The 22895-nt window shown below is 71.1% G+C and carries 26 protein-coding genes and 2 pseudogenes; 16 read left to right on the top strand and 12 right to left on the bottom strand.

Features of this window, described 5'->3' with window-relative positions:
- Positions 1 to 169: 169 nt before the first annotated feature.
- Together PV721_RS25410 and PV721_RS25405 are read left to right on the top strand one after the other, a co-directional pair.
- Entirely contained in the window at positions 170 to 571 is a 402-nt protein-coding gene (locus tag PV721_RS25410; protein WP_319728049.1) for a cofilin family protein, read from the top strand.
- Between the two features lie 832 nt (positions 572 to 1403).
- Positions 1404 to 1883, top strand: a complete 480-nt coding sequence (locus PV721_RS25405; RefSeq protein WP_319728047.1) for a hypothetical protein — start codon at positions 1404 to 1406, stop codon at positions 1881 to 1883.
- A gap of 445 nt (positions 1884 to 2328) precedes the next feature.
- Here the strand turns inward: PV721_RS25405 and PV721_RS25400 are convergent, their stop codons facing one another.
- Entirely contained in the window at positions 2329 to 2736 is a 408-nt protein-coding gene (locus PV721_RS25400) for a DUF3662 domain-containing protein (RefSeq protein ID WP_319728045.1), read from the bottom strand.
- A gap of 417 nt (positions 2737 to 3153) precedes the next feature.
- On the opposite strand from PV721_RS25400, the pseudogene PV721_RS44020 reads away from it, so the two are divergent.
- The 3 genes and pseudogenes from PV721_RS44020 to PV721_RS25390 all read left to right on the top strand — a co-directional run.
- Positions 3154 to 3246: pseudogene (locus PV721_RS44020) on the top strand (DUF6879 family protein); the annotation flags it as partial.
- A 61-nt stretch (positions 3247 to 3307) separates the two neighbouring features.
- On the top strand, positions 3308 to 3457 hold the full coding sequence (locus tag PV721_RS44015; protein WP_416371179.1) for a hypothetical protein: 150 nt from the start codon (positions 3308 to 3310) through the stop codon (positions 3455 to 3457).
- A gap of 1103 nt (positions 3458 to 4560) precedes the next feature.
- A complete protein-coding gene (locus PV721_RS25390) occupies positions 4561 to 4869 on the top strand; it encodes a hypothetical protein (protein ID WP_319728044.1) in 309 nt (102 codons plus the stop codon).
- A 408-nt stretch (positions 4870 to 5277) separates the two neighbouring features.
- On the opposite strand, the gene PV721_RS25385 is transcribed toward PV721_RS25390, so the two are convergent.
- From PV721_RS25385 to PV721_RS25365, 5 genes are all read right to left on the bottom strand, one after another.
- The gene (locus tag PV721_RS25385) at positions 5278 to 5688 is read right to left on the bottom strand and encodes a hypothetical protein (protein WP_319728042.1); all 411 of its coding nucleotides are present in this window, start codon (positions 5686 to 5688) and stop codon (positions 5278 to 5280) included.
- 663 nt (positions 5689 to 6351) lie between these two features.
- Positions 6352 to 6735, bottom strand: a complete 384-nt coding sequence (locus PV721_RS25380) for a hypothetical protein (RefSeq protein WP_319728041.1) — start codon at positions 6733 to 6735, stop codon at positions 6352 to 6354.
- 143 nt (positions 6736 to 6878) lie between these two features.
- On the bottom strand, positions 6879 to 7226 hold the full coding sequence (locus PV721_RS25375) for a hypothetical protein (RefSeq protein ID WP_319728040.1): 348 nt from the start codon (positions 7224 to 7226) through the stop codon (positions 6879 to 6881).
- Between the two features lie 248 nt (positions 7227 to 7474).
- Positions 7475 to 8248 (bottom strand): GNAT family N-acetyltransferase, encoded by a 774-nt coding sequence (locus tag PV721_RS25370; RefSeq protein WP_319728038.1) that lies wholly within the window; start codon positions 8246 to 8248, stop codon positions 7475 to 7477.
- A 391-nt stretch (positions 8249 to 8639) separates the two neighbouring features.
- The gene (locus PV721_RS25365) at positions 8640 to 9053 is read right to left on the bottom strand and encodes a hypothetical protein (RefSeq protein ID WP_319728037.1); all 414 of its coding nucleotides are present in this window, start codon (positions 9051 to 9053) and stop codon (positions 8640 to 8642) included.
- A gap of 143 nt (positions 9054 to 9196) precedes the next feature.
- On the opposite strand from PV721_RS25365, the gene PV721_RS25360 reads away from it, so the two are divergent.
- Entirely contained in the window at positions 9197 to 9928 is a 732-nt protein-coding gene (locus PV721_RS25360; protein ID WP_319728036.1) for a hypothetical protein, read from the top strand.
- Positions 9929 to 10081: 153 nt separating this feature from the next.
- Here PV721_RS25360 and PV721_RS25355 read toward each other — a convergent pair whose 3' ends face one another.
- The gene (locus PV721_RS25355) at positions 10082 to 11026 is read right to left on the bottom strand and encodes an EamA family transporter (protein WP_416371178.1); all 945 of its coding nucleotides are present in this window, start codon (positions 11024 to 11026) and stop codon (positions 10082 to 10084) included.
- A gap of 78 nt (positions 11027 to 11104) precedes the next feature.
- Between PV721_RS25355 and PV721_RS25350 the strand changes: the two genes are divergently transcribed.
- The 4 genes from PV721_RS25350 (at position 11105) to PV721_RS25335 (ending at position 13267) form a co-directional block, all read left to right on the top strand.
- The gene (locus PV721_RS25350; protein WP_319728035.1) at positions 11105 to 12025 is read left to right on the top strand and encodes a LysR family transcriptional regulator; all 921 of its coding nucleotides are present in this window, start codon (positions 11105 to 11107) and stop codon (positions 12023 to 12025) included.
- A gap of 14 nt (positions 12026 to 12039) precedes the next feature.
- Positions 12040 to 12378: a PadR family transcriptional regulator gene (locus tag PV721_RS25345; RefSeq protein ID WP_319728034.1), complete on the top strand. Its 339-nt coding sequence runs from the start codon at positions 12040 to 12042 to the stop codon at positions 12376 to 12378.
- Positions 12379 to 12769: 391 nt separating this feature from the next.
- Positions 12770 to 12967, top strand: a complete 198-nt coding sequence (locus tag PV721_RS25340; protein WP_319728032.1) for a hypothetical protein — start codon at positions 12770 to 12772, stop codon at positions 12965 to 12967.
- Positions 12968 to 12979: 12 nt separating this feature from the next.
- The gene (locus PV721_RS25335; RefSeq protein WP_319728030.1) at positions 12980 to 13267 is read left to right on the top strand and encodes a hypothetical protein; all 288 of its coding nucleotides are present in this window, start codon (positions 12980 to 12982) and stop codon (positions 13265 to 13267) included.
- Between the two features lie 60 nt (positions 13268 to 13327).
- Here PV721_RS25335 and PV721_RS25330 read toward each other — a convergent pair whose 3' ends face one another.
- Positions 13328 to 14170: a class I SAM-dependent methyltransferase gene (locus PV721_RS25330; RefSeq protein ID WP_319728027.1), complete on the bottom strand. Its 843-nt coding sequence runs from the start codon at positions 14168 to 14170 to the stop codon at positions 13328 to 13330.
- Positions 14171 to 14311: 141 nt separating this feature from the next.
- Positions 14312 to 14731, bottom strand: coding sequence for a hypothetical protein (locus PV721_RS25325; RefSeq protein WP_319728024.1), 420 nt, complete (start codon positions 14729 to 14731; stop codon positions 14312 to 14314).
- A 245-nt stretch (positions 14732 to 14976) separates the two neighbouring features.
- Between PV721_RS25325 and PV721_RS25320 the strand changes: the two genes are divergently transcribed.
- Positions 14977 to 15384: a RidA family protein gene (locus PV721_RS25320; RefSeq protein WP_319728021.1), complete on the top strand. Its 408-nt coding sequence runs from the start codon at positions 14977 to 14979 to the stop codon at positions 15382 to 15384.
- Positions 15381 to 15932, top strand: a pseudogene (locus PV721_RS25310) (aldo/keto reductase); the annotation flags it as partial. The gene PV721_RS25320 and the pseudogene PV721_RS25310, both read left to right, overlap by 4 nt.
- 16 nt (positions 15933 to 15948) lie before the next feature.
- On the opposite strand, the gene PV721_RS25305 reads toward PV721_RS25310, so the two are convergent.
- A complete protein-coding gene (locus tag PV721_RS25305) occupies positions 15949 to 16794 on the bottom strand; it encodes a dienelactone hydrolase family protein (protein ID WP_319728020.1) in 846 nt (281 codons plus the stop codon).
- Between the two features lie 523 nt (positions 16795 to 17317).
- On the opposite strand from PV721_RS25305, the gene PV721_RS25300 reads away from it, so the two are divergent.
- The 3 genes from PV721_RS25300 (at position 17318) to PV721_RS25290 (ending at position 20474) form a co-directional block, all read left to right on the top strand.
- Positions 17318 to 19138: a CocE/NonD family hydrolase gene (locus PV721_RS25300; RefSeq protein ID WP_319728018.1), complete on the top strand. Its 1821-nt coding sequence runs from the start codon at positions 17318 to 17320 to the stop codon at positions 19136 to 19138.
- 215 nt (positions 19139 to 19353) lie between these two features.
- Positions 19354 to 19839 (top strand): VOC family protein, encoded by a 486-nt coding sequence (locus PV721_RS25295; protein ID WP_319728016.1) that lies wholly within the window; start codon positions 19354 to 19356, stop codon positions 19837 to 19839.
- 464 nt (positions 19840 to 20303) lie between these two features.
- Positions 20304 to 20474, top strand: a complete 171-nt coding sequence (locus tag PV721_RS25290; protein WP_319728015.1) for a hypothetical protein — start codon at positions 20304 to 20306, stop codon at positions 20472 to 20474.
- Between the two features lie 718 nt (positions 20475 to 21192).
- On the opposite strand, the gene PV721_RS25285 is transcribed toward PV721_RS25290, so the two are convergent.
- A complete protein-coding gene (locus tag PV721_RS25285; RefSeq protein WP_319728014.1) occupies positions 21193 to 21699 on the bottom strand; it encodes a hypothetical protein in 507 nt (168 codons plus the stop codon).
- A gap of 98 nt (positions 21700 to 21797) precedes the next feature.
- Here PV721_RS25285 and PV721_RS25280 point away from each other — a divergent pair, with 98 nt between their 5' ends.
- Positions 21798 to 22577, top strand: coding sequence for a hypothetical protein (locus PV721_RS25280; RefSeq protein ID WP_319728012.1), 780 nt, complete (start codon positions 21798 to 21800; stop codon positions 22575 to 22577).
- Between the two features lie 50 nt (positions 22578 to 22627).
- On the opposite strand, the gene PV721_RS25275 is transcribed toward PV721_RS25280, so the two are convergent.
- Positions 22628 to 22895 (bottom strand): hypothetical protein (locus PV721_RS25275; RefSeq protein WP_319728010.1); only part of this gene is annotated, 268 nt, incomplete at its 5' end.

Below are 22895 nucleotides of genomic sequence, written 5' to 3'. Positions count from 1 at the left end.
CGCCCCGGTGGCCGGTGGCCGGTGGCCGGTGCAGCAGCCTTCCTGGCCGCCCGCTCGTCGAACCCGTAGCCACCAGCGCCGGGATCTCCTCTCGCTGGGCAGGACCACGGGGACAGCACCCTTACCGCCCTGATTCCCTGGTCCTGACCAGCACCGAGGTGAGACGCCTGTGAGCAGCCCGATCGCGCTTTCGGAGAGCGCCCTTGCTGCCCTGCATCATCTGCGGGAGAAGCGGGAGATCAACACCGTGACCCTCCGCTACGCGGACGTCCCGGACGTGCTGGTTGCGGATGTGGAGGGAAACCTGACCCATGACGAGTTGATGCAGGCCCTGCCGGCGGACGAGCCGAGGCTGGTCATCCACGAGTTGTCCTTCGCCAGCCCCGAGGGCACGCGAAGGAACGCGCAGCTGTTGATCTTCTGGATGCCACCGGACGCCGGCGAGCAGGAGGAGACCTACACGGCCGGGTACAGCGCCCTGAAGGAGTACCTCGCCGACGTTCACGTCCACCTCACCGCCCGGCGAGCCGACCAGCTCGAGTACCGAAGGCTCGTCGCCCTGGCCGGCTGAGGACGCTGCGCGCTCGCGGCCTCCGGATGCGTCGCCATCCACCCGACACCGCCCCGGCCGGGCCGACCCGGCCCGCGGGGTCACCTACCGCCCCCGGGGACCCGCCGCGCGCTCACACAGATGGGCGGGCAGGAGCGCCGCTGGAGCCGCATGCCGGCCGGACGGGCTTCAGTCGAGGTCACACCGCCTCTCGACGGACGTTGTAGACACGGCCGTACGGGTGGCCATCCCCCAACCGCATGACGCGGCCGTCGGTGTTCGCACGAGGCGGATTGCCCGCCGAGCCTCCGTTGCCACCGATGAGTCCGGAGTGCCCGGCTTCGGACGGCTGGTCCTTGCGGATCGTCTTTATGGGGTGGAATTCGGGGGGCGGACGGATGTGGTGGGGCTCTTGGCCGCTTCGCCGCCCTTCGGCGTCATCCGTCACTCCATTGCGCCCCACGCACGGGCCCGGGTCACGGCACGGAAAGTCGGGGCGTGACGCAAAGGCGCACCTGGCCCGCCCGGATCGACAGCAAGGCAGCGCCGCTGCTCTCCCGACTGCCCGAGACCTGCCCGCCCCGGCCGGCGCTGCGACGGAGCCGGAACGGGGGGCATGGCCCGGCCATCTGGCACCCGCACTCCCAGACGCTGCGCGCCGGACCCTCGCCCTGGCGTGGTGTCGAACGCGTGCCGCCCCGGGCAGGGGGGCCTGTCACGTGCCTGTGACAGTCGGCGGACGGCGTCGTGAAGTGCGGGAGTCAGTCTTTTAGCAGAGGGACAAACAAGACATTTCACCACCGCGATCGTCCTTCGAAACCTCCCCCCACCCCCCTTCACTGGAGTACTTCTCATGGCTCGCACCTCCCGGAAGCAGCGTTTCTCGATGTTCGCCGTCTCGGCCGTGATGGTCGGGGGAGGCGTGCTGCTGCCCACCAGTGCATTCGCAGCGCCGGCCACGCCGCAGGTCAGCGAGGCGGCCACGCTGGTCGCCGACCATGCGAAGAGCAGTCATGAGGGCAAGAAGGACAAGGGAGGCCACAAGGGCAAGAAGCACGGCAAGAAGAACCAGGGCAAGAAGCACGGCAAGATCAAGGACGTCAAGAACATGCCGGGCTGCAAGTTCTACAAGGGCACCGTGTACTGCGAGCACAAGCCCGAAAAGCCCGCCCCCACCACGGAAACCCCGAAGACGGAGACCCCGGAGACGGAAACCCCCACCACGGAGACGCCGACCACGGAGACGCCGACCACGGAGACGCCGGATACCGCCCCCTTCATCTTGACCACGGAGGAGGCCCCCGTGGAGGCAAGCCCGGGCGCTTCCGGCTGAACCTGAGTCCGGCGACATAGCTCCCCGTACCCGTACCCGTTCACACGGTGAAGCCACCCTGCAACTGATCAGCCCCTGCCGGGCCCGCCGGGCCCCAGGGGCTTTTGTCTGCCCTGCGGGCCGGATGCCGCCCCACCACCTCGGACGGCAGTCGTACGGCCGCGTCCGCGTCCCGGATCACCGACAGGTGCGCGTCGCAGTCCGCGACAGGCCGACAGGGCGCCCGCCCGCCGAAGGTCGCCCGTCTACGACACCGCCCGCGAGGCGGGCAACCCGAGCTACGCCGAAGCCGAAGCAGGAATGACCCCACGCCCACCCGAGCCTCAGGCCGAGCGGTGTCAGCCGACCTCACGTCGCGGGCACAACCCACCCGCAGCGGGACCGAGGCGGCAGCCGACCGCCTGGTGCTGATCGAGCGGTGGGCCGACGGCCCGGCATCGCCGGGTTACGCGTCCGGAGCACTCAGCGGCGCGGACGTGATGTGTGCCATGGGGGCACAGCGGATCTGGTAACGGCCGTTCGGGACCTGCTCAGCCGCGGTGAGCCGCACGGTGAGCGGCCCGGCCCATTCGTAGCCCTCGCGCTCACCGTGGCGCTCCAACCGGTCGGTCAGCTCCTGCCCCACGCCGGTGAGGTGCGGACCGATCTCGGCGTACACGGGCGTAGGCAGCTCAACGGTGTACACGTTCGGCACCACGGTGCGCTGGGAGCTGCACACGACGGCCTGCCCGTCGCACGTTCGGAGCAGCGCCTCGACCACCTCCGTCTCCGCCGCATCACTGCCGAACAGCTTCTCCGCAAGAGCCTGCTCGGCCTGCTCGATCGCCCGTTCCCAGCCCTTCAGTGTGCCCATGAACCGCACCTGCCCGGGTTCCGCGACGTCACACGCCGCCGAGGGCGGACACGCCCGGCAGTACGGGGTTTCCGCCCGCAGGCAAGCGGCACAGTGGCTGATGCCGTCTGTCGTGCGGAGCTGGCCGCTGGTCGAGGTTCCCCGGGGACCGGCCGGGTAGCGCGCTGGGACCACGCTTCCCGGCGGCCGATCTGCTCGCCCTATCGCTTCGCTACAGCGCTCCCGGTGGTCCACCGCTCGGCGACCAACATTCCTCGCCGTCGGGGCGCGGGAGCGTGGGCCACCGAGGCATTTGCGAGCCTCGCCCTCTAACCACCGCACAAGCGACCAGCCCCCGCCCCGGCAGCGAGCTGGCCGGCGCGGCTTCCTGTATTTCCGCCCCTTGGGTCGGGCAGCAGACGGTGCCTGCGCGCTCGGGTGGTCTCCGAGCCGGTCACCGACTACAGCCGGTGGGAGCACGCCGCCCCGATGCTGAACATCGACGCCGGGGAACAGGTGTGCTGGCTCCCGCGTCGACAGGCGTCGGACATCACGCTGATCGGAAACGACCTCTGGCTGATCGACGATACGTTTGGTCCGCTGGAACCACTTCACCGGAGTCGGCGACTGGGACGACCCGAAGCACTCCGTCTCCGACCGCCCCGCCGTGATCAAGCTGCGTGAGACGGCCTTCCAAACGGTGAGGGAGCGCGGCATCCCGCACGACCAGTACACCGTCTGAGCCGCCGGACAGCCCATGCCCCCCGCGCCGCCCTCCGGCGCCCGGGCGGCCCGCGAAGCCCTCGCCGTACGCCTGTCGCACCTGCGCAAGGAGGCCAGCCTGACCGGGTGTGAGCTGTCCGCCCGCTTCGACGGCGCCCACACCATGGCCGCCCAGCTCCGCCACCTTCTCACCGTGCGGCCGCTCGCGTCCCTCCCTCGGCGTCACCGCGTTCACCGCCCCGCGTTTCATCTGGCCGCTGGAGGCCTTCTCCATCTACGACGACCAGCACGTTGTAGTCGAGACGCTTACCGCCGAAGTCAACATCGCGCAGCCCCGAGAACTCGCAGATTACGAGCAGGCGTTCGCCGGGCCCCGGCAGACATGGCCGCTACGGCGACAGCGCCCGCACCCTGATCACGGCCGTGTTCGACTCCCCCGGGTGAGAATCCGGAATGAGGCGCACTTCGTCGAGCCCGGCAGCCGCGTCTCCCTACGGTGAATACACGCCGCTCGGGGTGACTGCACTACCCCGGGGCAGGCCCTTGAAGCAGCAGGGCACCGCACCGTCCCCACATCGCTCGGCGCCCTGCTGCCGCCCGCACCGGAGCTGGAGTGACGCCCCATGCCCGAGACCCCCGCCCGCCGCTGACTCGCCCGGCGGCGGCGCGACCAGTCGGAGTTCGCCTCCTGGTACGGCGCTTTCGACGGCAGTCCTGACCCGAGTCCTGCCCTGCGGGTCCGCGCTGACACGGCGGGGACCTGCGCCTCGCGGGCTGCGACCGCGCCGAGGACGGTGCGGCATGAGCGGGCGCCCCTCCCGGCTCTACGAGGGAGCAGGATCTTCAGCCCCGGCAGGGACCGTGAGGGAATCGTCCAGTTCATCGGCCAGTGGGAGGACCCCGCGACGGTTGCCACCAGTGCGCTCACGAGCGAGCGCGCCGAAGGGAGGTCGCAGGGAGCGTGAACGGTCGCGGCACTGACCTGGCCCCGAAACCCAGACTCGCCGAGACGGGGCTGCGGGGCGACATCCGCCACTCCGATCTGCTGAGCTTAAGGGGATTTGACGCGCGACACCGGGGCATCCGCACAACCCGGCCTTTGCCAGTCGACAGGAGGCAGCAGTGACCACCTACGTCATCACCGTGCCCGGCACGTTCCTGAGGGACGTCGACGATGCAGCACGCTCCGAGCTGGCGAGGAGGCTGGCTTCACACCACACCGACTTGAGCGAGACCGAAGACGTGGAACTGCTCACGCTCCACGAGGGCGGTACCTTTTCCGTCCGGCTCGAAGTCGAGGCCTCAGACCGGGCCACCGCCGAGGACAACGCCGTCCGCCTGCTGGCCGGCGCCCTCCAGGAGCTGGGGTTCTCGGAGAAGGACGCACCCCTGGGACCTCCGGCGGTCACGGGTGTCGACGGTGAGTTCTGAGAGTTGCACGAGAGGCGGGCCTGACCCTCGGCAGCTGGTGAACAGCTGCTCCAAGAGCTCGTGCTCTCCCCACGGCTGAAGTCACGTCAAGGCCCTCTGAGGCCGCAACCGGGCGTGCGACGGCCTGAGGTCAGGGAGTGCGAGCGTCGACGAGCGGAGGCCCTGAGCACGGTGGTGGCTGCGGTGAGTACACCGGCTCTGGGTTCGGCTCGGCGTGGGCGGGTCTTCCCGACAGCCGCGGTGGAGGGAGGATGGCAGTGCCTGGCCGGGGGTGACTACGAGGAGCCTGGTCGCGCTCTGCGTATGCGGGGTGGCGCGCATCTCAGAAGTCGTCGGCGCTCGGGGCTTCTTCCCCGCGGCGTGCTGTCGGAACTCCCTGAACGCCTCCGATGATCAAGAGTTGCGATCTTACTGTCGGAGGTAGGGGCCGAAGTGATCAGCGGCAATCTCCGCAATCGCTTCGGCGTCGCGGGAACCATCAATTTCGATCACGCGGATGCCGAAGTGGTGCGCCTGGCGGACGGCGTCCTCGGCAACGAGTCGGTCGCGGCCCAGACGGTTGACCTGGGCCCGGGCGGGGTCGCTGACGCGGTGCCCGAGCGAGGTGGGTCGGGATAGTTCGCGGACCTGCCGGTCGCGGAACTCGGGCGTGGGCACCATCACGATCATCCGGCGCGGTGAGTCGATGACGGGTGTGACGAGTTCGGGTCGAAGTCCCCAGCCTTCGGCGATGATCGGGTGGCCGGACACGAGCGCGCACAGGTCGTCGAGAGCCCGTTGGAACCGCTCCGGGAAGCCGGCCAGGGTCTCGGCGGCCATCTCCTCTGGAGTGGTGTGGACCCAAGTCTTTTCCACGTCAGGCTCGGTGGCGGGTTCGCGGAGAGCGACGCGGCGGGCGATCCTGCGATCGTTGTGACCGCGGGCGTCGTGATAGTCATGGGGGTAGACGGTGACGCCGTAATGAACAGCCAGCAGCCGCCAGCAGGCGGGCGACGGTCGACTTGCCGGCCCATTGGCCCCCGCCGCTCCACAGCGCCCGGTGCAATGTGCCGAAGAGGTCCCAGACCTCACCGTCCGCGCGAAGGTTGCGGCTGGTCATCTGCTGTCCTCCTTGGTTGAGCTGCAGCGGCCGACTTCGGCAGCGTAGGCGGCCGAGTCCCCCCGCGGCGGCGCACCGCTATTGATGTCGAGGGGTCCGAGCGAGGACTGCTGTGGGCAGTCGGTAGCGAGCGGGAACAGCGCGCACGAGCGGGCTTCGGCGAGCCGGATGCCCAGATTGCGGAGTCGTTCGGGTGGCAGCCGGGAGCTGTTGGACTTCGGGAGGCAGAAGGTTGGTAGTACTCCGGGCCAGTGGAAGCCGGCGCGGCGCCCGCGGCGACACGCGACGGCCACCCCGAACAGCCCGGGGACGTGACGGGCAACGTGGCGAGCAGGTCAGTGACCGAACCCTGCTGACGAATCGAGGTCAAGCACCCGAATACGTCACGCGGCCGGGGTTTCGAACTCCCGGATCTTGTCCGCGGCGGAAAACACCTGCTGCCCGCCGGAGTCAAAAGCCATCAGATCCTCTGCGGTCCCGGGCTTCGATGCGTAGGCGAAGAATGATTTTCCCTGGTGCGCCGTGACATCGACGGCCTGCGATTCGCCGGACGCGGATCGTGCCACCAGGCGGGCGACGCCTGGATCCGCCGCGCCATAAATCAGGAGCACGCTGGGATCCAGCCCGTCCAGGGCAATGTTCACCGGAACTTCTTTCGAAACCGGGGGTTCGCATCCGCTGCCCGCCGGTTTTCCGCCGACGGTGGCCTGCGTGCAGAGTTTCCCGTCCGCGGAGACGAGGTCCACCCGCCAGGTGGTGCCCTCCATGGCACCTTGGCCGATCACGGCGACATGCGTCTGACCCGGGCCGGTGCGGGCAGGGGGCGGCGTGTGCGCCGAACCCGCGTCCGTGCAACCCGTAAGAGCCGACAGGAGACAGAGCAAGCCGGTGAGGCGGCGCCTCCACGAAGTCACTGCGTTCCCTTCCCGCATCCGTGAAGCACGGCCGGCCCCTGTCCCGGAGCCGGCCTGCTGCCCAACCGGCCTGGCCAGGCGGTGTGCGCCGACGCGCAGGGAGCCGAGGCGGCGCCGCTGTTGTTCTTGCCGTACCACCGCAGGTAGTAGGACGTGCTGGTGCTCACCCCGATGCCGCGGGGGTCGGTCTGGTGCTGACCGTCCGCCGCGTAGCTGTAGCTGGAGAACACCTTCGAGCTTCCGCTGGTCTTGACGAGCTGGGTGTAGAAGCTACGGGCGGCGCCGCCCGAGCAGCCACTGCCTCCGACCCGGATAGTGCCGGAGGAGGGGACGAAAATCCCCACTGGCGTGATAGGAACCTGACCCCCACGACTGCGAGAACGCACTCGCGGGCGATGCCGCGAAGACGAACATGCCGACGGCCGCGGCAGCCACCGCGGCGACGCGTGTAGTGCTACGCAGAATTGTCATGCAAAGGATTCTCGAGGTGTTGGGTGGCACCGCCAAGCGGTTGCCGCACCAATGGACCACGGGCGGACCGTGGCGCGCATTTTCACTCCGGTATGAATTCCGGCCCGGGCTGGCTTCGCTATCAGCCGCGTTCGAAGCAGTGGGAGTGGCCGATCACGGAGAAGCCGCGGCGCTCGTACCAGTGGCGTGGCCAGTCCGTCGCATCGGCGGTCAGGAAGCGGGTATCGCAGCCCTGCTCGGCGGCCAGGCGCAGGGCGGTGCTCAGGACGGCGTCCGCGTAGCCGTGCCTGACGTGGTCCTCCGAGGTCATCAGGTCCTCGATCTGGGCGGTGCGGGTCGACGGCTCGAGGTAGAGGTCGGCCCAGGAGGCGAGCTCGCCTTCCGCCGTGCGGGCGCCGATGAAGTGGACGCCGTCGGCCCCCCGGCGGCGAACCTCGCGCCGGTCGACGAGGTGGCGCAGGACCTCCTCCTCGACGGTCGGGAGGAACCCTCGCCAACGCCGGGTGAGCGGGGCGCGCAGGGCGTCGAGGTCCACTTCCTCCGCGGGTCCGCCGTCGACCGGTACCGGGCCGGTGTGCAGCATGACCAGGTAGGTGGAGTGCGTGTATCCGGCGCGGATCAGCGGCTCCGCACACGCCGTTCCGGCTTCGTCGTCCAGAACCGAGATCAGCCGGTGCGGCAGGTGCCCGAGTACCTCTTCCACGAGGGCGGGCACCGCCTCGGGGTCGATGTCGACGGCGGGCGCGTCGATGACGACCTGGTTGTTCGCACGGGAGTGTGCGAGGGCGTCGTCGTACACGGCGAACCCGCCGGGCAGGTCGACCGAGCGCGCGGCTTGGCGGCGGGCGAAGGCCGACAGGAAGGTGTTGATCCGCTGAAGTTCTGATCCGGGCATGTGCGGAGCCTATGCGTCCGGGGGCCGGGGCTACCTTCGATTTACCCCTGATCGGGCGCCGGTGCCCGGCCGTGCGCAGCCTGACCCGGGCAGGTGGGGGCGGACACGGGCCCGGGCCCGGGCACACCCCGTACGACGGGCGCGTGTGAGACTCCTGCGAGGGCCGCCGGGGCGTACGCCGGTCCGCACCGGTTCTGGAGGGGACTGCAGGGCGTCGGGCACGAGCAGGTGCAGGTGGAGGGTGGTGTGCCGCGCCGATGTGCCGCACAGCGTCCCGCGCGCGCCCACTGCGTGATCGACTACCGGGAGCGCCGTTCGCCTCGCAGGCACCGAATCGGTCCGGCTCCCGCGCTGTTGCGAACGGTCCACCGCGGTCATTGCCCCGCTTCCCTCAACCCGAGGTCCCGTCCCCGTGGGCCGGTTCCGCCGCGCTGCCGCGCTTGTCCTCCACGTGGACGACGCGGAGTTCGGTTCCGTCCCGGTGGCGCTTGGAACGTCCGTGGAGACCGACCGCGATGTCGGAGCCGTCATCCGGTTCGTCGGCGCTGACGTAGTTGAGGACGTCGTGGTGGTGGCCGGTGACGACCCAGCCTTCGGCCTGCGTGAGGTCGAGCACCGCGAAGTCCGCGGCCGGGGATCCGACGCGTACGGGGCCGAATTCCTTCAGGATCTCGGTGGCCTGCTCGGCGAGCACTCCCTCCGGAGCGGTCAGCACGACGCACGTGCCCTGCTCGAACAGCACCCACGACTTGCGGGGATCGATGAGGATCCGCCGCCAGACGTCTACGAGCATCTCGGTGTCCATGGCTGTGATCCTGCCGCAGAGCACTGACACGGGCCGGCGTTGCACCGAGGGCGTTGTGGCGTGAGCGGTCGGGTCCGGTCCCTTGTGCACCGGTGGACCGTGTGATCATGACCGTCGGCACATCCGCACCTCATGGGGGGACCATGCGCACCCGTACCACCACGGCCACGACCGGCTTCGTTGCCGCACTCTCGGCGCTGCTCGTCCTGACCGGCTGCACCGCGTCAAAGGGGGGCTCCGGCGCGAGCCCGAGCGCTGCGGCGAGTTCCGTGGCCACCGCACCCCCGCAGAGCAGCGGACCCGGTGCCGGGGCAGGGTTCGAGGGGCCCCGGCCGCAGGATCAGAACCTCTTGGCGTGGACCGGCGACCCCAACGACGCGGGCCACGTCACCGCCCAGTCGACCGCCGGGGTCGGCGGGCGGGTCACCCTGGTACGGATCGTCCTGCGCGAGCAGATCACCTGGTCGAACATCTGGCTGGGCCTGGCCGGCATCGACCCGAACGCCCAGCTCGCCAACTGCTACCTCGGCGTGTACGACGCCACCGGCAAGCTGGTCGCGGCCACCCCGGACATCTCGCCCCAGCTGATGACCGACGCGATCGCGAAACCGCTGGCCCTCGGCAAGCCGTTCACCGCTGCCCCCGGGACGTACTTCATCGCTCTCCTCCTCAACGGGAACTGGGCCACCAATGCCCTCACCCTGAAATCCACGGGCGCCGGCATTTCGGTCAACGCCGGTCTGACGCCGCCCAATCTCCGGTACAGCACCATCCTGACCGGCCAGACCTCGCTGCCGGCCGCCGTGAACCTCTCCGAGCAGTCCACCAGCACCATCAACACCGGCTGGGCCAGCCAGTGGTACGCGATCTCCTGAGCTCCGTCGGGGGGATGACGTCCTGCGCCGCCGAGGCCCGGGACTTCCCCGCCCGGGAGACGGGCCGTGTCGGCTGACTCCGGATCACCTGGACGCCGACCGGACACCGATGGGCCGACTGCACCGTTGCAGTGGACGCCGCGGAGACCCACCTCACCCTCTCGGACGGAGTTGGGTCGCGGCGATCGCGGCGAGCGCGAGGCCGAACCCCACGAGCTGGACCGGGCCGAGCGTCTGGCCGAGCAGGACGGCCCCGAGCAGGGCGGCGACCAGCGGCGAGAGCAGGACGAGGACCGCGACCGAGGCAACGGGCAAGGCGGCGATGCCGCGGAACCAGAGGGCGTAGGCGATCAGACCGCCGACCAGACCCAGCCAGAGGTAGCCGAGGGCCGCGGGCGCGTCGATCGCCGGAGGCGGCCCTTCGACGAGGAAGGTGACGGGCACCAGGAACACCCCTCCCGCGGTGAGCTGCCAGCCGGCGAAGGCGGTGGGACCGGTCTCGGCGGGCCGTCCCCAGCGTTTGGTCAGGGTCAGGCCGAGCGCCATCGAGGCCGCGGCGGCAAGGCCCGCCGCGATTCCGAGGGTGTCGAGTGCCGCATTCGGCCCGATCACCACCAGGCCGACGCCTCCGACGCCGATCACGCCCCAGGAGAGGCACCAGGTGGAGGGGCTCTCGTGGAGGACGGCCACGGCCAGGACGGCGACCATGAGTGGCTGGGCCGCGGCCACGGTGGCGGCGACGCCGCCGGGCAGGCGTTCGGCCGCGACGAACAGCAGCGGGAAGAGCAGCCCGATGTTCAGGACGCCGAGCACGGCGGCCTTCCCCCACCACGCGCCGCGCGGCACTGTCCGGGTGATCGCGAGCGCGATCAGGCCGGCGGGCAACGCACGCAGCAGGCCCGCGAACAGCGGGTGCCCCTGCGGAAGGAACTCGGTGGTGACGACGTACGTCGTGCCCCAGGCCACGGGTGCGAGCGCCGTCAGGGCGGCGCGAGGCAGGTTTCCGTGGGCACCGGCCGTGCCGGCTCCGCGGGCACCCCTCGAAGCTCCTGGAGTCGGACGGGGGCTTGTGCTCGCGCTTGGGCTTGAACCTGTCATGTACGCAGTCTCCGCAGGCGCGATCGATGAGTCCAACACATGTTTGTCAGCTCATCGATCTCGATTCACGATGGATCCATGGAGCTCCAACAGATGCGCTACGTCGTCGCCGTCGCCGAGACGAACAGTTTCACCCGGGCCGCCGAACGATGCCTGGTCGTCCAGTCCGCCCTCAGTCACCAGATCGCGCGCCTGGAAGGGGAGCTCGGCGCGAGGCTCTTCGAGCGCACCAGCCGCCGGGTGCGGCTGACGCCCGCCGGCGAATCGTTCCTCCCGGCCGCCCGTCAGTGTCTGGAGGCCGCAGAGCGGGCGGCTGCCGAGGTCGCCGCGGCTGTCGGCGAGGTACGCGGACGGCTCGCCGTGGGCCTGATCCCGACGGTCGCCGCGGTCGATGTCCCCGGAGCACTGCGCGAGTTCCGGCAGCGGTACCCCCACGTACGCATCAGCCTGCGCGTGGGGGCGAGCGAGGACCTCGTCGAGCAGGTGAGGGAAGGAGCCGTCGACGTGGCGTTCCTCGGGCTGCCGACCACGGCGCGGCCCCAGGGCGTCGCCGCCCGGGAACTCGCCCGTGACCGACTCGTCGCCGTGGTCGCGCCGGACCATCCCCTCGCCGACGAACCAGTGGTCGACCTTCGCAGGCTTTCGTCCGAGGTGTTCGTCGACCTGCCGGCCGGTACCGCCGGACGGGTGCAGTCCGACCTGGCCTTCTCGGCCGCCGGTCTCGGCCGCGACGTCGCCTTCGAAGTGACCACCGCGGACTTCATCGCCCGACTCGTGTCCCAGGGCCTCTGCGTGGCCATGCTCCCCGCCGCCTACGCACCCCAGCTCGCCGGCCTCATCACCATCGAGGTCGCCGACGCGCCGGCCCGCGTGGAGTACGTCGTCTGGGGCCGCTCCAGCTGCACGCCTGCGGCGACCGCGTTCCTCGACGTTCTCGACGGTCTCGACGTCGCGGCACGAGATCACGTTCTTCCATCGGCGACATATGCCGGTGGGTGACTTACCATGTCGGCATGAGTGATCGTGCGATGCAGGAACCGACCCTTCTCCTCCTGACCGCACTCGCGGACGAGCCCCGTCACGGGTACGCAATCGCACGCGAGGTGGAATTGATCTCGGGCGGCCGCGTCAAGATGCGGACGGGCACTCTCTACGGGGCCCTGGAGCGGCTCCTCGGCCAAGGGCTGATCGAGGTCCACGAGGAGCAGATCGTCGACAGCCGGCTCCGGCGCACCTACGGCCTCACCGCCGCCGGACGGGAGGGTCTGGCGGCCGAGGCGCAGCGGATCGCCGCCACCGCGCGCGAGGCCGTCCGCCGCCTGGGCGTCTCCGGCGAGGCGGCCACGGCGTGAGCCGTCGCCTGCTGCGCCTGTATCCCGCCGGTTTCCACCGCGCCTTCGGCGACGAGATGGCCGAGACCTACCGGGAGGCGACCGAGGGCGCAGGCCCGTTCGCCCGCCTGCGGGAGGCCTGCGACATCGTGGCCCACGCGCTGCGGCTTCGCCTGCGGGTGGGGTCCGCGCAGCGCGGCGGGCGCCTCTTCGCGGCCGCGGCGCCTTCGCTCTGGCCGCGACGGGCGCGCACGCCGCGGTCCGGCTCGCCTCGACCCTCAACAGCGCCTACGTCACCGGGCGCCCCGACTTCGAGGACCCGATCGGGTACGCGATCAACGGCTGTTACCTACTGACCCTCGTCGGCGCGGTCGTCGCGCTGAGCGGCCGCTTCGCAGCGGGGGCGCGGTGCATGTTCGCCGGAGCGGCCGGAACCGCGGCCTGCCTGCTGGTCGCGGTGCTTCCGGGCGCCCTGGACATGCCGCTGGAGCACGCGGCGTACCTGGCACCGCCGTTGGCGGTCGCCGCTCTTCCGCTCGTCTGCCCTCCGGACCTGCGACCGCCCCGCCGGATCAGGAGCGCCGCGGGCCTGGCGGCCCTGATGATCTGAGCCCCGCTGACAGTGGCGATCCTCGCCCTGCCGGATGCGAGCGGCCTCGACATGATCCTGCTGTGGCGCTTCGCCGTGCTCGTGTCCGCCGCTCTGGTCCTGGCGGGGCGCCCGGCCCTGTCGGGGGTGCGCACCGGCAGCCAGTTCGCCCTGGCCGCCGCGCCCTTCCTCGTCACGGGCTACTTCGCCGGAGTGGTGGGCGAGGAGACCGTGCTCCCCTGGCTCGTGCTGCTCGCGGTCACAGGCCTGGCCGTGCGCCGGTGGCGCCGCAGGAGCCCGGGCAGGGCAGGCCGCGTCTGAGCCGTACCGGGTCGGCGGCCCGCGGCCCACGCGGCCCGCGGCCGTCAGGTGTCGGGGTCGTCAGACGTCGCGGTCGTCGACGGTGACGCCGTCGTCCACGGTGACGCGGTCGGTCACAGTGACGCGGTCGTCCACGGTGACGCGGATCTTGGACTGTCCGTGGCCGAGTTCCTCCCAGTCCTCCATGAAGCGTGCAGCCAGCCCGTGCCGGGCGGCGAGGTCGACGAGGGTCTGGGTCCGGTAGTAGAAGTCCTCGCGCAGCACCTGGTGTTCGGCGCCGGTGGTGCGGTCGAAGGTGAAGTCGAAGTGCCCCCCGGGTGCCATGACGCGCCCCACATGGGCGAGGCACTCGTCGATGACGTCGATCGGTGAGTGCGAGAACACGCTGTGGGCGTGGACGACGTCGAAGTGCCCCTCGGGGAGGAAGTCCAGCGTCAGATTCTTGGTGATCGTCAGGTGCGGGAGCTTCGCCTGGAGCCCGCGCTCCGTCAGGGTGCCCTTCGCCGCGATGAGGATGTCCGGCGAGATGTCGATGCCGTAGTAGTGGCCCGCGTCGAGGTACTCGATGAAGCGCCAGCCGGCGCGGAGGTTTCCGCACCCGATGTCCAGCATGCGCGATCCGGGCTTCAGGCCGTGCCCGAGCAGGTAGTCGAACTGCATCCGCCCCAGCGCGAGCCAGCGTTCGTGGGTCTGGCTGCCGACGGCCGCCTCCGGGTTGCGGCGCGTGTCCGAGGCCATGACGGCACGGTAGTAGCTCACGTGGTCGGGGTGCTTGAAGGCCAGCCACCGGTCACGGGCGGCCCGCTTCAGGTACGGCGCGATGCGGTGCGGCCGGCTCGCGGCGTAGCGGACCTTGTGGACGAGGGATTCCCGGTTGGCGGTGAGGTTCTTCCTGGTGGCCATGAGCGCTCCGTCTCCGTCGCAAGGCGAACTCCCGGTGCTGGGCGGGAGCAGCCCGCCACCGGAAGGATCTTCAGGTTCGAGCCCCCACCATACGTCGATCACCGGCATATACAAACCACTTGACTGGTCTGCGCGGCGCGGTCAGGGCGAGAGGATCGCCGAGGCCGTGGTCCGCCACCCGGCGACCGTCCTGGCAGCGAGGTACAGCACGCGTACGCGCTGGAACTCGCGCCCGCCGCTGTCGTTGCGCGACCAGGTCACCTCGACGACGGCCGACCTCTCGTTCAGGGCGCGGACTTGGAGGTCGAGCGCGGTACTGCCTCCGTAGTCGGCGTCCCGCAGGGTCTGCAGCTCGTTGGCGAGCCCGGCCGCGAGCGCGTCGGTGGTGGCGAGCACCATGTGGGCGGCGTCGGTGGTCATGGTGATCGGTACGGAGAAGTAGTCGAGCAGTGGCGCCGGGTCGGTGCGGCCGGCGGCGGCCAGGCCGATGAAGGTGCTCACGTACTGGTCGAACCAGGTCCTGACGTCCGCTTCGACTGCGGAGAGATCCTTGTGCGGCATGAGCTTCCTTGCTCTCGTGCAGGACCGGGTACGGGGCGGCCGGCGGGGCTGTCGACCCGTCACCGCACCCTCGGGCCGGGCCGTCGGGCCCGCACCTACGGGGTTCCGAAGACGTATGAATTAAGCCGATATCGACCAGATTGCCACCGGGTGCCCTATCGGCCTACGCAACGCGCCCACCGACCGGCCCTCCCCCACCCGGGGGCGTGACTCGTCGCCAGTTGCCGTTCTGGCACCATGCCGAGATGACTCATGTATGCCAGACCATCGGTTCGGGGTCGCCGCTGGAGCCGGAGATCGGGTTCTCCCGCGCGGTGCGGGCGGGATCGTACGTCGCCGTCGCCGGGACGGCTCCCATCGGAGACGACGGCTCCACCGTCGGACCCGGCGATGTCCACGCCCAGACCGTACGGTGCCTGGACATCGCGGAAAGGGCGCTGCGGGAGGCCGGGGCGTCCCTCGCGGATGTCGTGCGGACCCGCATCATGCTGACCGACGTGACCCGGTGGAAGGAGGCCGCACGCGCGCACGGCGAGCGGTTCGCCTCGATCCGGCCCGCCACCACCTTCGTGGAGGTGTCCCGTTTCATCGATCCCGAGTGGCTCGTCGAGGTGGAGATGGATGCGGTGACGGCTGATCAAGAACCAGGCTGACCCTCGTCGACACCGCCCACCTGTACGGCTGGGGAGCCAACGAGGAACTCCTCGCCGAGGCCTTGCACCCCTACCCGGACGAGCTGGTCATCACCACCAAGGTGGGCGTCGCCCGATCGGCGGCGACCGGTGAAGGGGGCTCGACGGGCGGCCGGACGTCCTGCGGGATCAGGTCGAGCAGGGCCTGCGCCGGCTGCGGGCGGAGCGGATCGAGCTGCTGCAGCTGCACCGCACGATCCGGAGGTACCCCTCGCCGCTCGGCTCGGTGCGCTGCGGGAGAGACGAGGACCACGTCGGGTGCTGCTGCGACGGCGACGGCCGGGAGCGCCGCGGCAGCCACGGCCGCAGCCCCCATGCCCTCCGTCGCCGCCGAACGCGGCGCCACCCCGGCGCAGGTCGCGCCCGCGTGGCTGCTCGACCGCTCGCCGGCCATCCTCCCGATCCCGGGCACCGCACGGATCGACCACCTGGGGGAGAATGTCGCCGCGGCCCAGCTCCACCTCTCCCCCGCCCACCTCGACCGCCTCGACCGCCCGGCCGAGCCGTAGGGCCGAGCCGTGTGCGTCATGCCTTGGGAGCGGGCCGCCCGTCGAGCAGCCGGGTGCGGAACAGCTCGAGGACGGTGTCCAGCGCCTGCCGCGTGGGCTGTCCCGGCTCGTCGACGAGATGTTCGGTCAGGACGGAGTGCGGCGGGAGGGCGCTCTCGGGGTTCGCCGCGCCGTCCTCGAGTTCGACGGCGACGAAGGCGTCACCGAGCTCGCGCCGCAGGTACGCGAACCGGTCGCCGGGGACCAGCCGGTCGCCCCGGAACCGCAGACCCAGCACCTGGAGCCCGTCGCGCTCGCAGCGTCCGCGGACGACCGCCAGCTCCTCGGGGCTTATGTCGATGGCGCCGGCACGGCGCGGGGTACACGCCAGCGGGAGCGACGGCTGGGACAGCACCGGCGCGACGAGGCGTTCGTCGGTGGCCATGGCCAGGGCGAAGCCGCCGGTCAGGCACATTCCGACCGCGCCGACCCCCGGGCCGCCGCAACGCTCGTGCTCGGCGGCGGCCAGCGCGCGCAGCCACCGTACGACGCGCGAACTGCGCCCCGTGGCCAGCAGGGTGAACTCCCGCCTCACGCACACCTGCCACAGGGACGACGCCATGGCGCGGCCGGTTCTCGCCCATCCGACGGCACCGGGATTCGCCTCGCGGCCGGGCACGCCGAACAGGACGGGGAGTACGGCGGTGCAGCCGACCGCCGCCACGCGTTCGGCGAACTCGATGACCTTGGGTGTGATGCCGGGGATCTCCGCCATGATGATCACAGCAGGACCCGTGCCCTTGCGCAGTACGGACCGGGTGGCGCCGTCATGGGTGAACGTGGTCTGCGTGAAGCCGTTCAGGTCGTGGTCGTGGTCCGGCACGCGCCTGCTCCTTCGGTCGACTCTCCGTGGCCCCTGAAGTTACCGATAAGTAGATGCTCGCCGTCAACCGTTGTGATGACAGTTGGGGAGCGCCGGGGCGCGACGGCACCCCCATCTCGGGGGGGCGCCTACGGCTGGATCAGGTCGATCAGTTCATGATTCTTCGCGCCCACGCCCGCTCGCTCGGCGGCGGAAGTTGATCGTTCCCCACCCCCCAGAACGGGCACGAGCGTTCAAACCGTCTGTACGGGTGAAGCCGACACGCCACACCCAAGAGCGGAGATGTCCTGATATGCACTGTGGGGCGAGTCGGTGGCACTAGAACGGTGCGCGTGCCCCCCACGGCGCCGATCGACCATCCAGGGCGATGCCTGTTCCTTCCGTGCCCGAGGCGACGCCGTTCTGGCGCGCCCTGTGCACGGTCCTGCACGCCGAAGGGGCCGGGACGTGCCGGGGGATGCCCCGGCAGCCAGTACGTGCCGCCCGGCGCATGTCCGGTCGGCGACTTCGAGAGGACGGCTTCGTGAGCCACCCGCAGGACGACAACACGATCAGCGCGGTCACCGCGGCAGAGTTGAGCCGGATCGCCGGACAGGGCATCTACCGCTCGGCCACTGCCATCGACCCGGCCGCCGTCAACGTCGCCGAGGCGCTGGTCGCCACGCTGAACGGCTCGACGGAGAAGGCGGTGCTCACCCCTGAACTCCAGAAGCTGACGGAGCAGGTGCGGCAGAGGGCGACCATCGGATTCCCCCGCATCACCGCCAAAGACGGCGTGAAGCTCTCGGCGCACACGATCAAGCTCAACACCTCGGAGCCCCGCCCCGTGGTGATCGTGCCAGCCGGATGGACGCCCTTCGGCTGGCTCCTGTTCGAGTACACGTACCTTCAGCTGGCGCTGCGCGGCTACCACGTGCTGGCCTACACCCCTCGCGGCATCGGGCTCACGGCGCCCGTCGCCGGCGGCGGGTACGTCGACGCCCCGTTCACCTCCGGGGGCACGATCGACGTGGCAGGTCCCAAGGACTGGACCGACGGCTCCACCGTCATCGACTACGCCGAGGAGCACTTCAACCCGAGCGCGGTCGCGTTCCTCGGCGAGTCCTACGGCTCGGGCATCAGCCAGTTGGTGGCGGCGAACGACCCGGCGGGCCGCGTGGCCGCGGTCGTGGCCCTGAGCACGTGGGGCGAACTGGCCGACAGCCTCTACCGGAACGACACCCGGCATCTGGCGGCGGTGCAGCAGCTGATCGACTTCACCGGCGGCCCGGTCGAGCGGAAGTTCGACGAGGCCACCCGGCAGATCCTGGAGGACTTCCAGGCCGGCCGGAACCTCGACCGCGTGGTGACGTGGGGCAAGGAACGGTCGCCGTCGACCTATGTCGACCGGACCAACACCCGCGACATTCCCACGTTCCTCTCGAACACCTGGCACGAGACGCTTTTCGGAGCCAATCCGGTCGTGGAGCACTTCGACCGGCTGACCGTGCCCAAGCGGCTCAACCTCTGGATCGGCGACCACGCCGCGCCCGAGGGCGCCGGCCTCACCATCCCCTTCAGCGGGCCGAACGTGCCCGTCGAGGAGGCGCTCGCGTGGCTCGACCACCATGTGCTCGGGACCGACAACGGCGTCGACCGGTGGCCTGCGGTCAACAGCCAGATCATGTTCACCTACCAGACCCGGACCGACCCGGAGACCGGGCAGAACGTCATCACCGAACCCGCCGTACGCGAGACCAGCCCGTCCTGGGCGGACGTCACCACCTCCACCGAACGCTGGTACCTCACCGCCTCCGCGGCGGACCGGCATGACGGCGGCCTCGCCACCGCGCCGGAATCGGGCTGGAAGCGCGAGTTCACCGCCGGAGAGCTCACCGAAGCCACCGCGGTGGACGCCATCATCACGACGGGCCAGGCGGAGTGGAAGGGCAACCCGAAGGCGTACAGCACCGACACCTTCGACCGCCAGAACCTCGCCGTCTGGACCACCGGCCCGCTCCAGGCGGCCCGCCGCATCCGCGGCGTCCCCGAGCTCACGCTGACCGTCCGCAGTTCCGTCGCCGCCACGACCCTGGTGGCCTACCTGTTCGACGTCAGCCCTGACAACACGGCCCGCATCATCACGCACGAACCCCTCACCCTGCCGGAGCTGTCCCCCGGCGAGGACCGCAGCGCCACCTGGCAGCTCCAGGCCGCCGGCTACGACCTCGCCCCCGACCACCGGCTCATGCTGGTCGTGAACAGCAAGGACAAGCTCTACTCCGACGCGCACACGGGCAGCAGCACCACCACGATCACTTCCACCGACGACACCGCCGCCCACCTGGTACTGCCCCTCGGCTGACCCGGCACGGACCGGCAAGGCCCCTCGCCGCCCGGCTCGACAGCCGGCGAGGGGCCGCACGGCCCCTCGCCGGCTGTCCGTCAGATCACCGGGGACGCTGAACGGCGTTTCGGCAGCGCGGAGTGGGGCGGCCCTTGACCTCAACCAAACTTGAGCTCCTACGTTCGTTCCAGAGCCGCAGGAACCGACCAGCGGCGCTCTTCGAGGAGTCCGTCATGACCGAGCGCGCCGGCACCGCCGAGATCCCCGCCCGCTACCACCACTCGGTGATCCCGCACATCATGGTCGACGACGCCGCCGCGGCGATCGACTTCTATCAGCGGGCCTTCGGCGCCCGTGAGGACTTCAGGCTCGACGCTCCGGGCGGCGGCGTCCTGCACGCCGAGATCACCATCGGACGGTCGGTCCTGATGCTGGGCGATGCGAGCGCGGAGGAGGGGGAGGACGGCTCCTTCGCCGCGCCGGCTGCGCTCGGCGGTGGTACCTCCGTCAGCCTGCACGTCTTCGTGCCGGACGTCGACGGTCTGGCGGAGCGCGCCGAGGCCGTCGGCGCGGAGATCCTCCAGCCGCCGACGAACATGTTCCACGGCGACCGCACCGTCATCCTCAAGGACCCCTCCGGTCACGTGTGGGTCTTCCTGACCCACATGGAAGACGTCTCGGACGAGGAACTCCGCCGTCGCCTGGCCGCCGCCGAGTGACCGGCGCCCCATCCGCCGCGCCCGGTCGGGCGAGGGTGCCCGTCCACAGGGTGGGTTCGCTGCCGCCGTGAAGCCCGGCGATGCACACCCGGCTTCCGGCGAGGGGCTCGAAGACCGGCCGAGAGGGGGCGGGGGTCGCGCCAACGGCCCCCGCCTGCACGTGTTCCGGACCGTGGCGCCCGCGCGAGCGGTGGCGAATCTTCAGGGATCCACCGCAGGAGCAGTATGCGCCGCGCCGTGGTTGTTCAGGGCGGCCGGTTCTTCGTGAACGACTCCGGCCGCGCGGGGCGGCCGTGACCTGGGGGGATCCGTCAGCGCGGGAATTGTTCACGGGCGTGGGGCCGGGTCCGGGGAAAGTTCAGCAGGGCGGGCATCCCCGAAATGGCGGGCATGTCCGCTTGTCAACAAGTGGTGTTGCCCGCAGCCGCGCTCGGGCATGGTCGAGGAGCGCCCGCGGCCTCGGTGTGAAGATCGTCGTGGCCGTGGTCACGGCCGTCATGGGCGCGCTCGGGTACTCCCCCGGCACCGCGCTCGGCGTGATCGTCATGGTGACGACCACCGCTCTGGAACTGGGCCGCCGGATCACCGCCGCCGACGGCGGCGACGGCGTCCGGCCCGACCGGATCGGCCGGTAGCGCCGTGGGCACGGGGCGGCGGGGGCGGCCGCAGCGGCCGCTCGACACCACCGTCCCGGCCCTGGCGGAGCTCGCGCAGGAACTGCGCGAGCTCCGTGCCGCGGCCGGGCTGACCCTGGACAACCTCTACGCCGTCACCCACTGGAGCAAGGGCGCGCTCAGCGCGGCCACCCAACCTGGACCCCTGGCAGGCCCGCCACCGTCGTGCCCGCGCGCCGCGCGTGCCGGACACCCCGGCCGGGCCCCGGCCCAGCTCGCTGGAGCGGGACGCCTAGCGGACCCTCGCCCCCGACCGGCGGCCGTGGGGGGTCGCCGCCCATCCGGCCCCGATCCCGCTGCGCTTCACCACCGTCGGGCCCGACTTCACCGACACCGGATCCGGCGCCGCCGACCTCACCGGCCACTACGACCAGAGCGCGGAGGTCTTCGCCCTCACCGGTACGCGTCGGCTGCCGGTCCTCGGCGACCGCGGCAGCGGCAAGACCCAGCTGGCCCGCCACCTGGGCACCCGGCTGCTGACGGCGGACGGCGGCGGCTCCGTGCCCGTGGTGCCCGTACTGGTGTCGCTGCGCGGATGGCGTCGCGAGCACGGCCCGGACAGCCTGCTCGCCTGGATCGCCGACGCCCTCACCGGCTGCACCACCGAGGACGTTCGGACCCTCCTCGGGCGGCACCGGCTGCCGCCCATCCTCGACGACTTCGACAGTCTGACCCTGCGTCAACGCGGCCGGGCGCTGTACACCTTCGACCAGCTGCCGCAGCAGGCCCCGTTCGTCCTCGTCAGCGGGTGGACGGAGTTCACCCGGACCGTGGAGCAGACCGACACCGTCATCGCCGGGAGCGCCGGCGTCCGGCTGCTCCCCGTGGGCGTCGGCGACCTCGACGGCTGTTCCAGCGCAGTTCCCGCTCCCGTACGAAGGAGCAGGACTGGGCGCCGGTCCTGGCGGCGCTCGCCGACCGGCCGGACCTGCCGGCCGCCACCGTCCTCGCCGACCCGACGCTGGCCGGCGCGGTCAGACTGCTCTACACCGACGGCCGGGCCGTGCCCGCCGAGCTGGTGGCCGAGGGCGCCACCGTCGAAGGCCTCGAAACCCGGCTCGTCCAGCACCTCTTCGGCTCCTTCCCGCCGTACCGCCAGCACGGCGGCATGGGCGGGCACCGGTTCCAGGAACAGCACCGCCTCCAGGCGCTGCACCTCCTGGCCCGGCGGGAGCAGGAGGAGCAAGGGCCCGTCGGCGACCTGCGGGTGCTGTACCGGGGGCGCCGTCCCTCCCGCCGCCGGGCCGGCGTCCAGGCGGCGCCCTGCCGTATCTGCTGTCGTGGGTGTTCCTCGGTCTGGTGCAGGTCGGCGACAGCGCAAGCAGCTACGCCGCATCCGGTGGCTCCTCCCCCGCCGAGGCGGCCATGCTCCTCCCGGGAGTGATCATCGGGGCCGGCTGGTACGTGTACCTGCGGAACCGGCGTGACTGCAGGGCCACGCGGACGGACCCCCTCCGCCAGGTGCGGTCGTGGCTGCTGCGGAGCATCCCGGCCGGGGTGGCGCTGATCCTCGCGACGGCGGTCGGGCCGCGCGCGGACGGCGAACGGTTGTCCCTGGTCATGGCCGCGGCGCTGCTGGCGGGTGCGGTGTGGCTGGCCGAGCAGGCCTCGCGCCGGCCGGCGCCGCATTGGTTCCTGGCCGAACTGGCCGTCGTGCCGGCGCTGATGTGCGTGGTGCTGCCGGGCCGCGCCATCGCGGCCCTGCCGGTGCTGCTGCCCGTCCTGCTGGGCGTCACGGTGACCGGGCGCTGGCTGCGGGCGGTCCTGGCCTCGCGCTTCGCGCTGTGGGGCCTGTACCCGGGAGTCGTGCTCGGTCTGCTCGCCGATGCGACGGACCCGCACGTCCTGCGGGCCGGGCGGGACGGCTGGTCCTTCACGCACCCTGCCGTGGCCCGGTGGTACCGGAAGCCCGCCGTCGGCTCGCCCGACGCGGAGAACACCGCGGAGCTGGTTCCGGTGCACCGTGGAGCGTGGCCGGGACCTCCGGGGCCCGTGCCGCCGGGGCCGGTGCCCCCGGGACCGGTGTCGCCGCCCCCGCCCTTGCCGCCGCCAGCCGTGGAATGACAACCTGGAAGCCGAATTTGACCGTTCATCGGGAAATCTTCCTTGCGAGTTCAAGCGGCGCTACCGTTGTCACCCTCGGCCTTCCGGTTTTGCTTCGACTGTGAATGCGCCGAAGAACCGGGGGGTTGAATCATGAGGTTTCCGTTTGCGCGAAAGGCCTCGGTAACGGCCTTGGCCGCCCTGCTCCTCACCGGTTGCGGTGAGCCGGATCCGTTGGACGACCCGATCAATTCACCGACGCCCAGCAGTTCGACCGAAGACGCTTTCGAGTCACCGAGCCCCACGCCCGATCCGACCGATCCCACCCCGCGCACACCC

Source organism: Streptomyces sp. MB09-01, from assembly GCF_033794505.1.
In the GTDB taxonomy this organism is placed as follows: Bacteria; Actinomycetota; Actinomycetes; order Streptomycetales; family Streptomycetaceae; genus Streptomyces.
The sequence above is the reverse complement of the archived record's forward strand: the minus strand, read 5'-3'. Positions and strand labels throughout refer to the sequence as shown.

Coding starts and splice junctions, on each gene's coding strand:
- PV721_RS25405 (WP_319728047.1), top strand. CDS start 1,404: ATGGCTCGCACCTCCCGGAAGCAGCGTTTCTCGATGTTCGCCGTCTCG.
- PV721_RS25400 (WP_319728045.1), bottom strand. CDS start 2,736: ATGGGCACACTGAAGGGCTGGGAACGGGCGATCGAGCAGGCCGAGCAG.
- PV721_RS25385 (WP_319728042.1), bottom strand. CDS start 5,688: ATGGCCGCCGAGACCCTGGCCGGCTTCCCGGAGCGGTTCCAACGGGCT.
- PV721_RS25380 (WP_319728041.1), bottom strand. CDS start 6,735: ATGGAGGGCACCACCTGGCGGGTGGACCTCGTCTCCGCGGACGGGAAA.
- PV721_RS25370 (WP_319728038.1), bottom strand. CDS start 8,248: ATGCCCGGATCAGAACTTCAGCGGATCAACACCTTCCTGTCGGCCTTC.
- PV721_RS25365 (WP_319728037.1), bottom strand. CDS start 9,053: ATGGACACCGAGATGCTCGTAGACGTCTGGCGGCGGATCCTCATCGAT.
- PV721_RS25360 (WP_319728036.1), top strand. CDS start 9,197: ATGCGCACCCGTACCACCACGGCCACGACCGGCTTCGTTGCCGCACTC.
- PV721_RS25355 (WP_416371178.1), bottom strand. CDS start 11,026: ATGACAGGTTCAAGCCCAAGCGCGAGCACAAGCCCCCGTCCGACTCCA.
- PV721_RS25350 (WP_319728035.1), top strand. CDS start 11,105: ATGGAGCTCCAACAGATGCGCTACGTCGTCGCCGTCGCCGAGACGAAC.
- PV721_RS25345 (WP_319728034.1), top strand. CDS start 12,040: ATGAGTGATCGTGCGATGCAGGAACCGACCCTTCTCCTCCTGACCGCA.
- PV721_RS25340 (WP_319728032.1), top strand. CDS start 12,770: ATGTTCGCCGGAGCGGCCGGAACCGCGGCCTGCCTGCTGGTCGCGGTG.
- PV721_RS25330 (WP_319728027.1), bottom strand. CDS start 14,170: ATGGCCACCAGGAAGAACCTCACCGCCAACCGGGAATCCCTCGTCCAC.
- PV721_RS25325 (WP_319728024.1), bottom strand. CDS start 14,731: ATGCCGCACAAGGATCTCTCCGCAGTCGAAGCGGACGTCAGGACCTGG.
- PV721_RS25320 (WP_319728021.1), top strand. CDS start 14,977: ATGACTCATGTATGCCAGACCATCGGTTCGGGGTCGCCGCTGGAGCCG.
- PV721_RS25295 (WP_319728016.1), top strand. CDS start 19,354: ATGACCGAGCGCGCCGGCACCGCCGAGATCCCCGCCCGCTACCACCAC.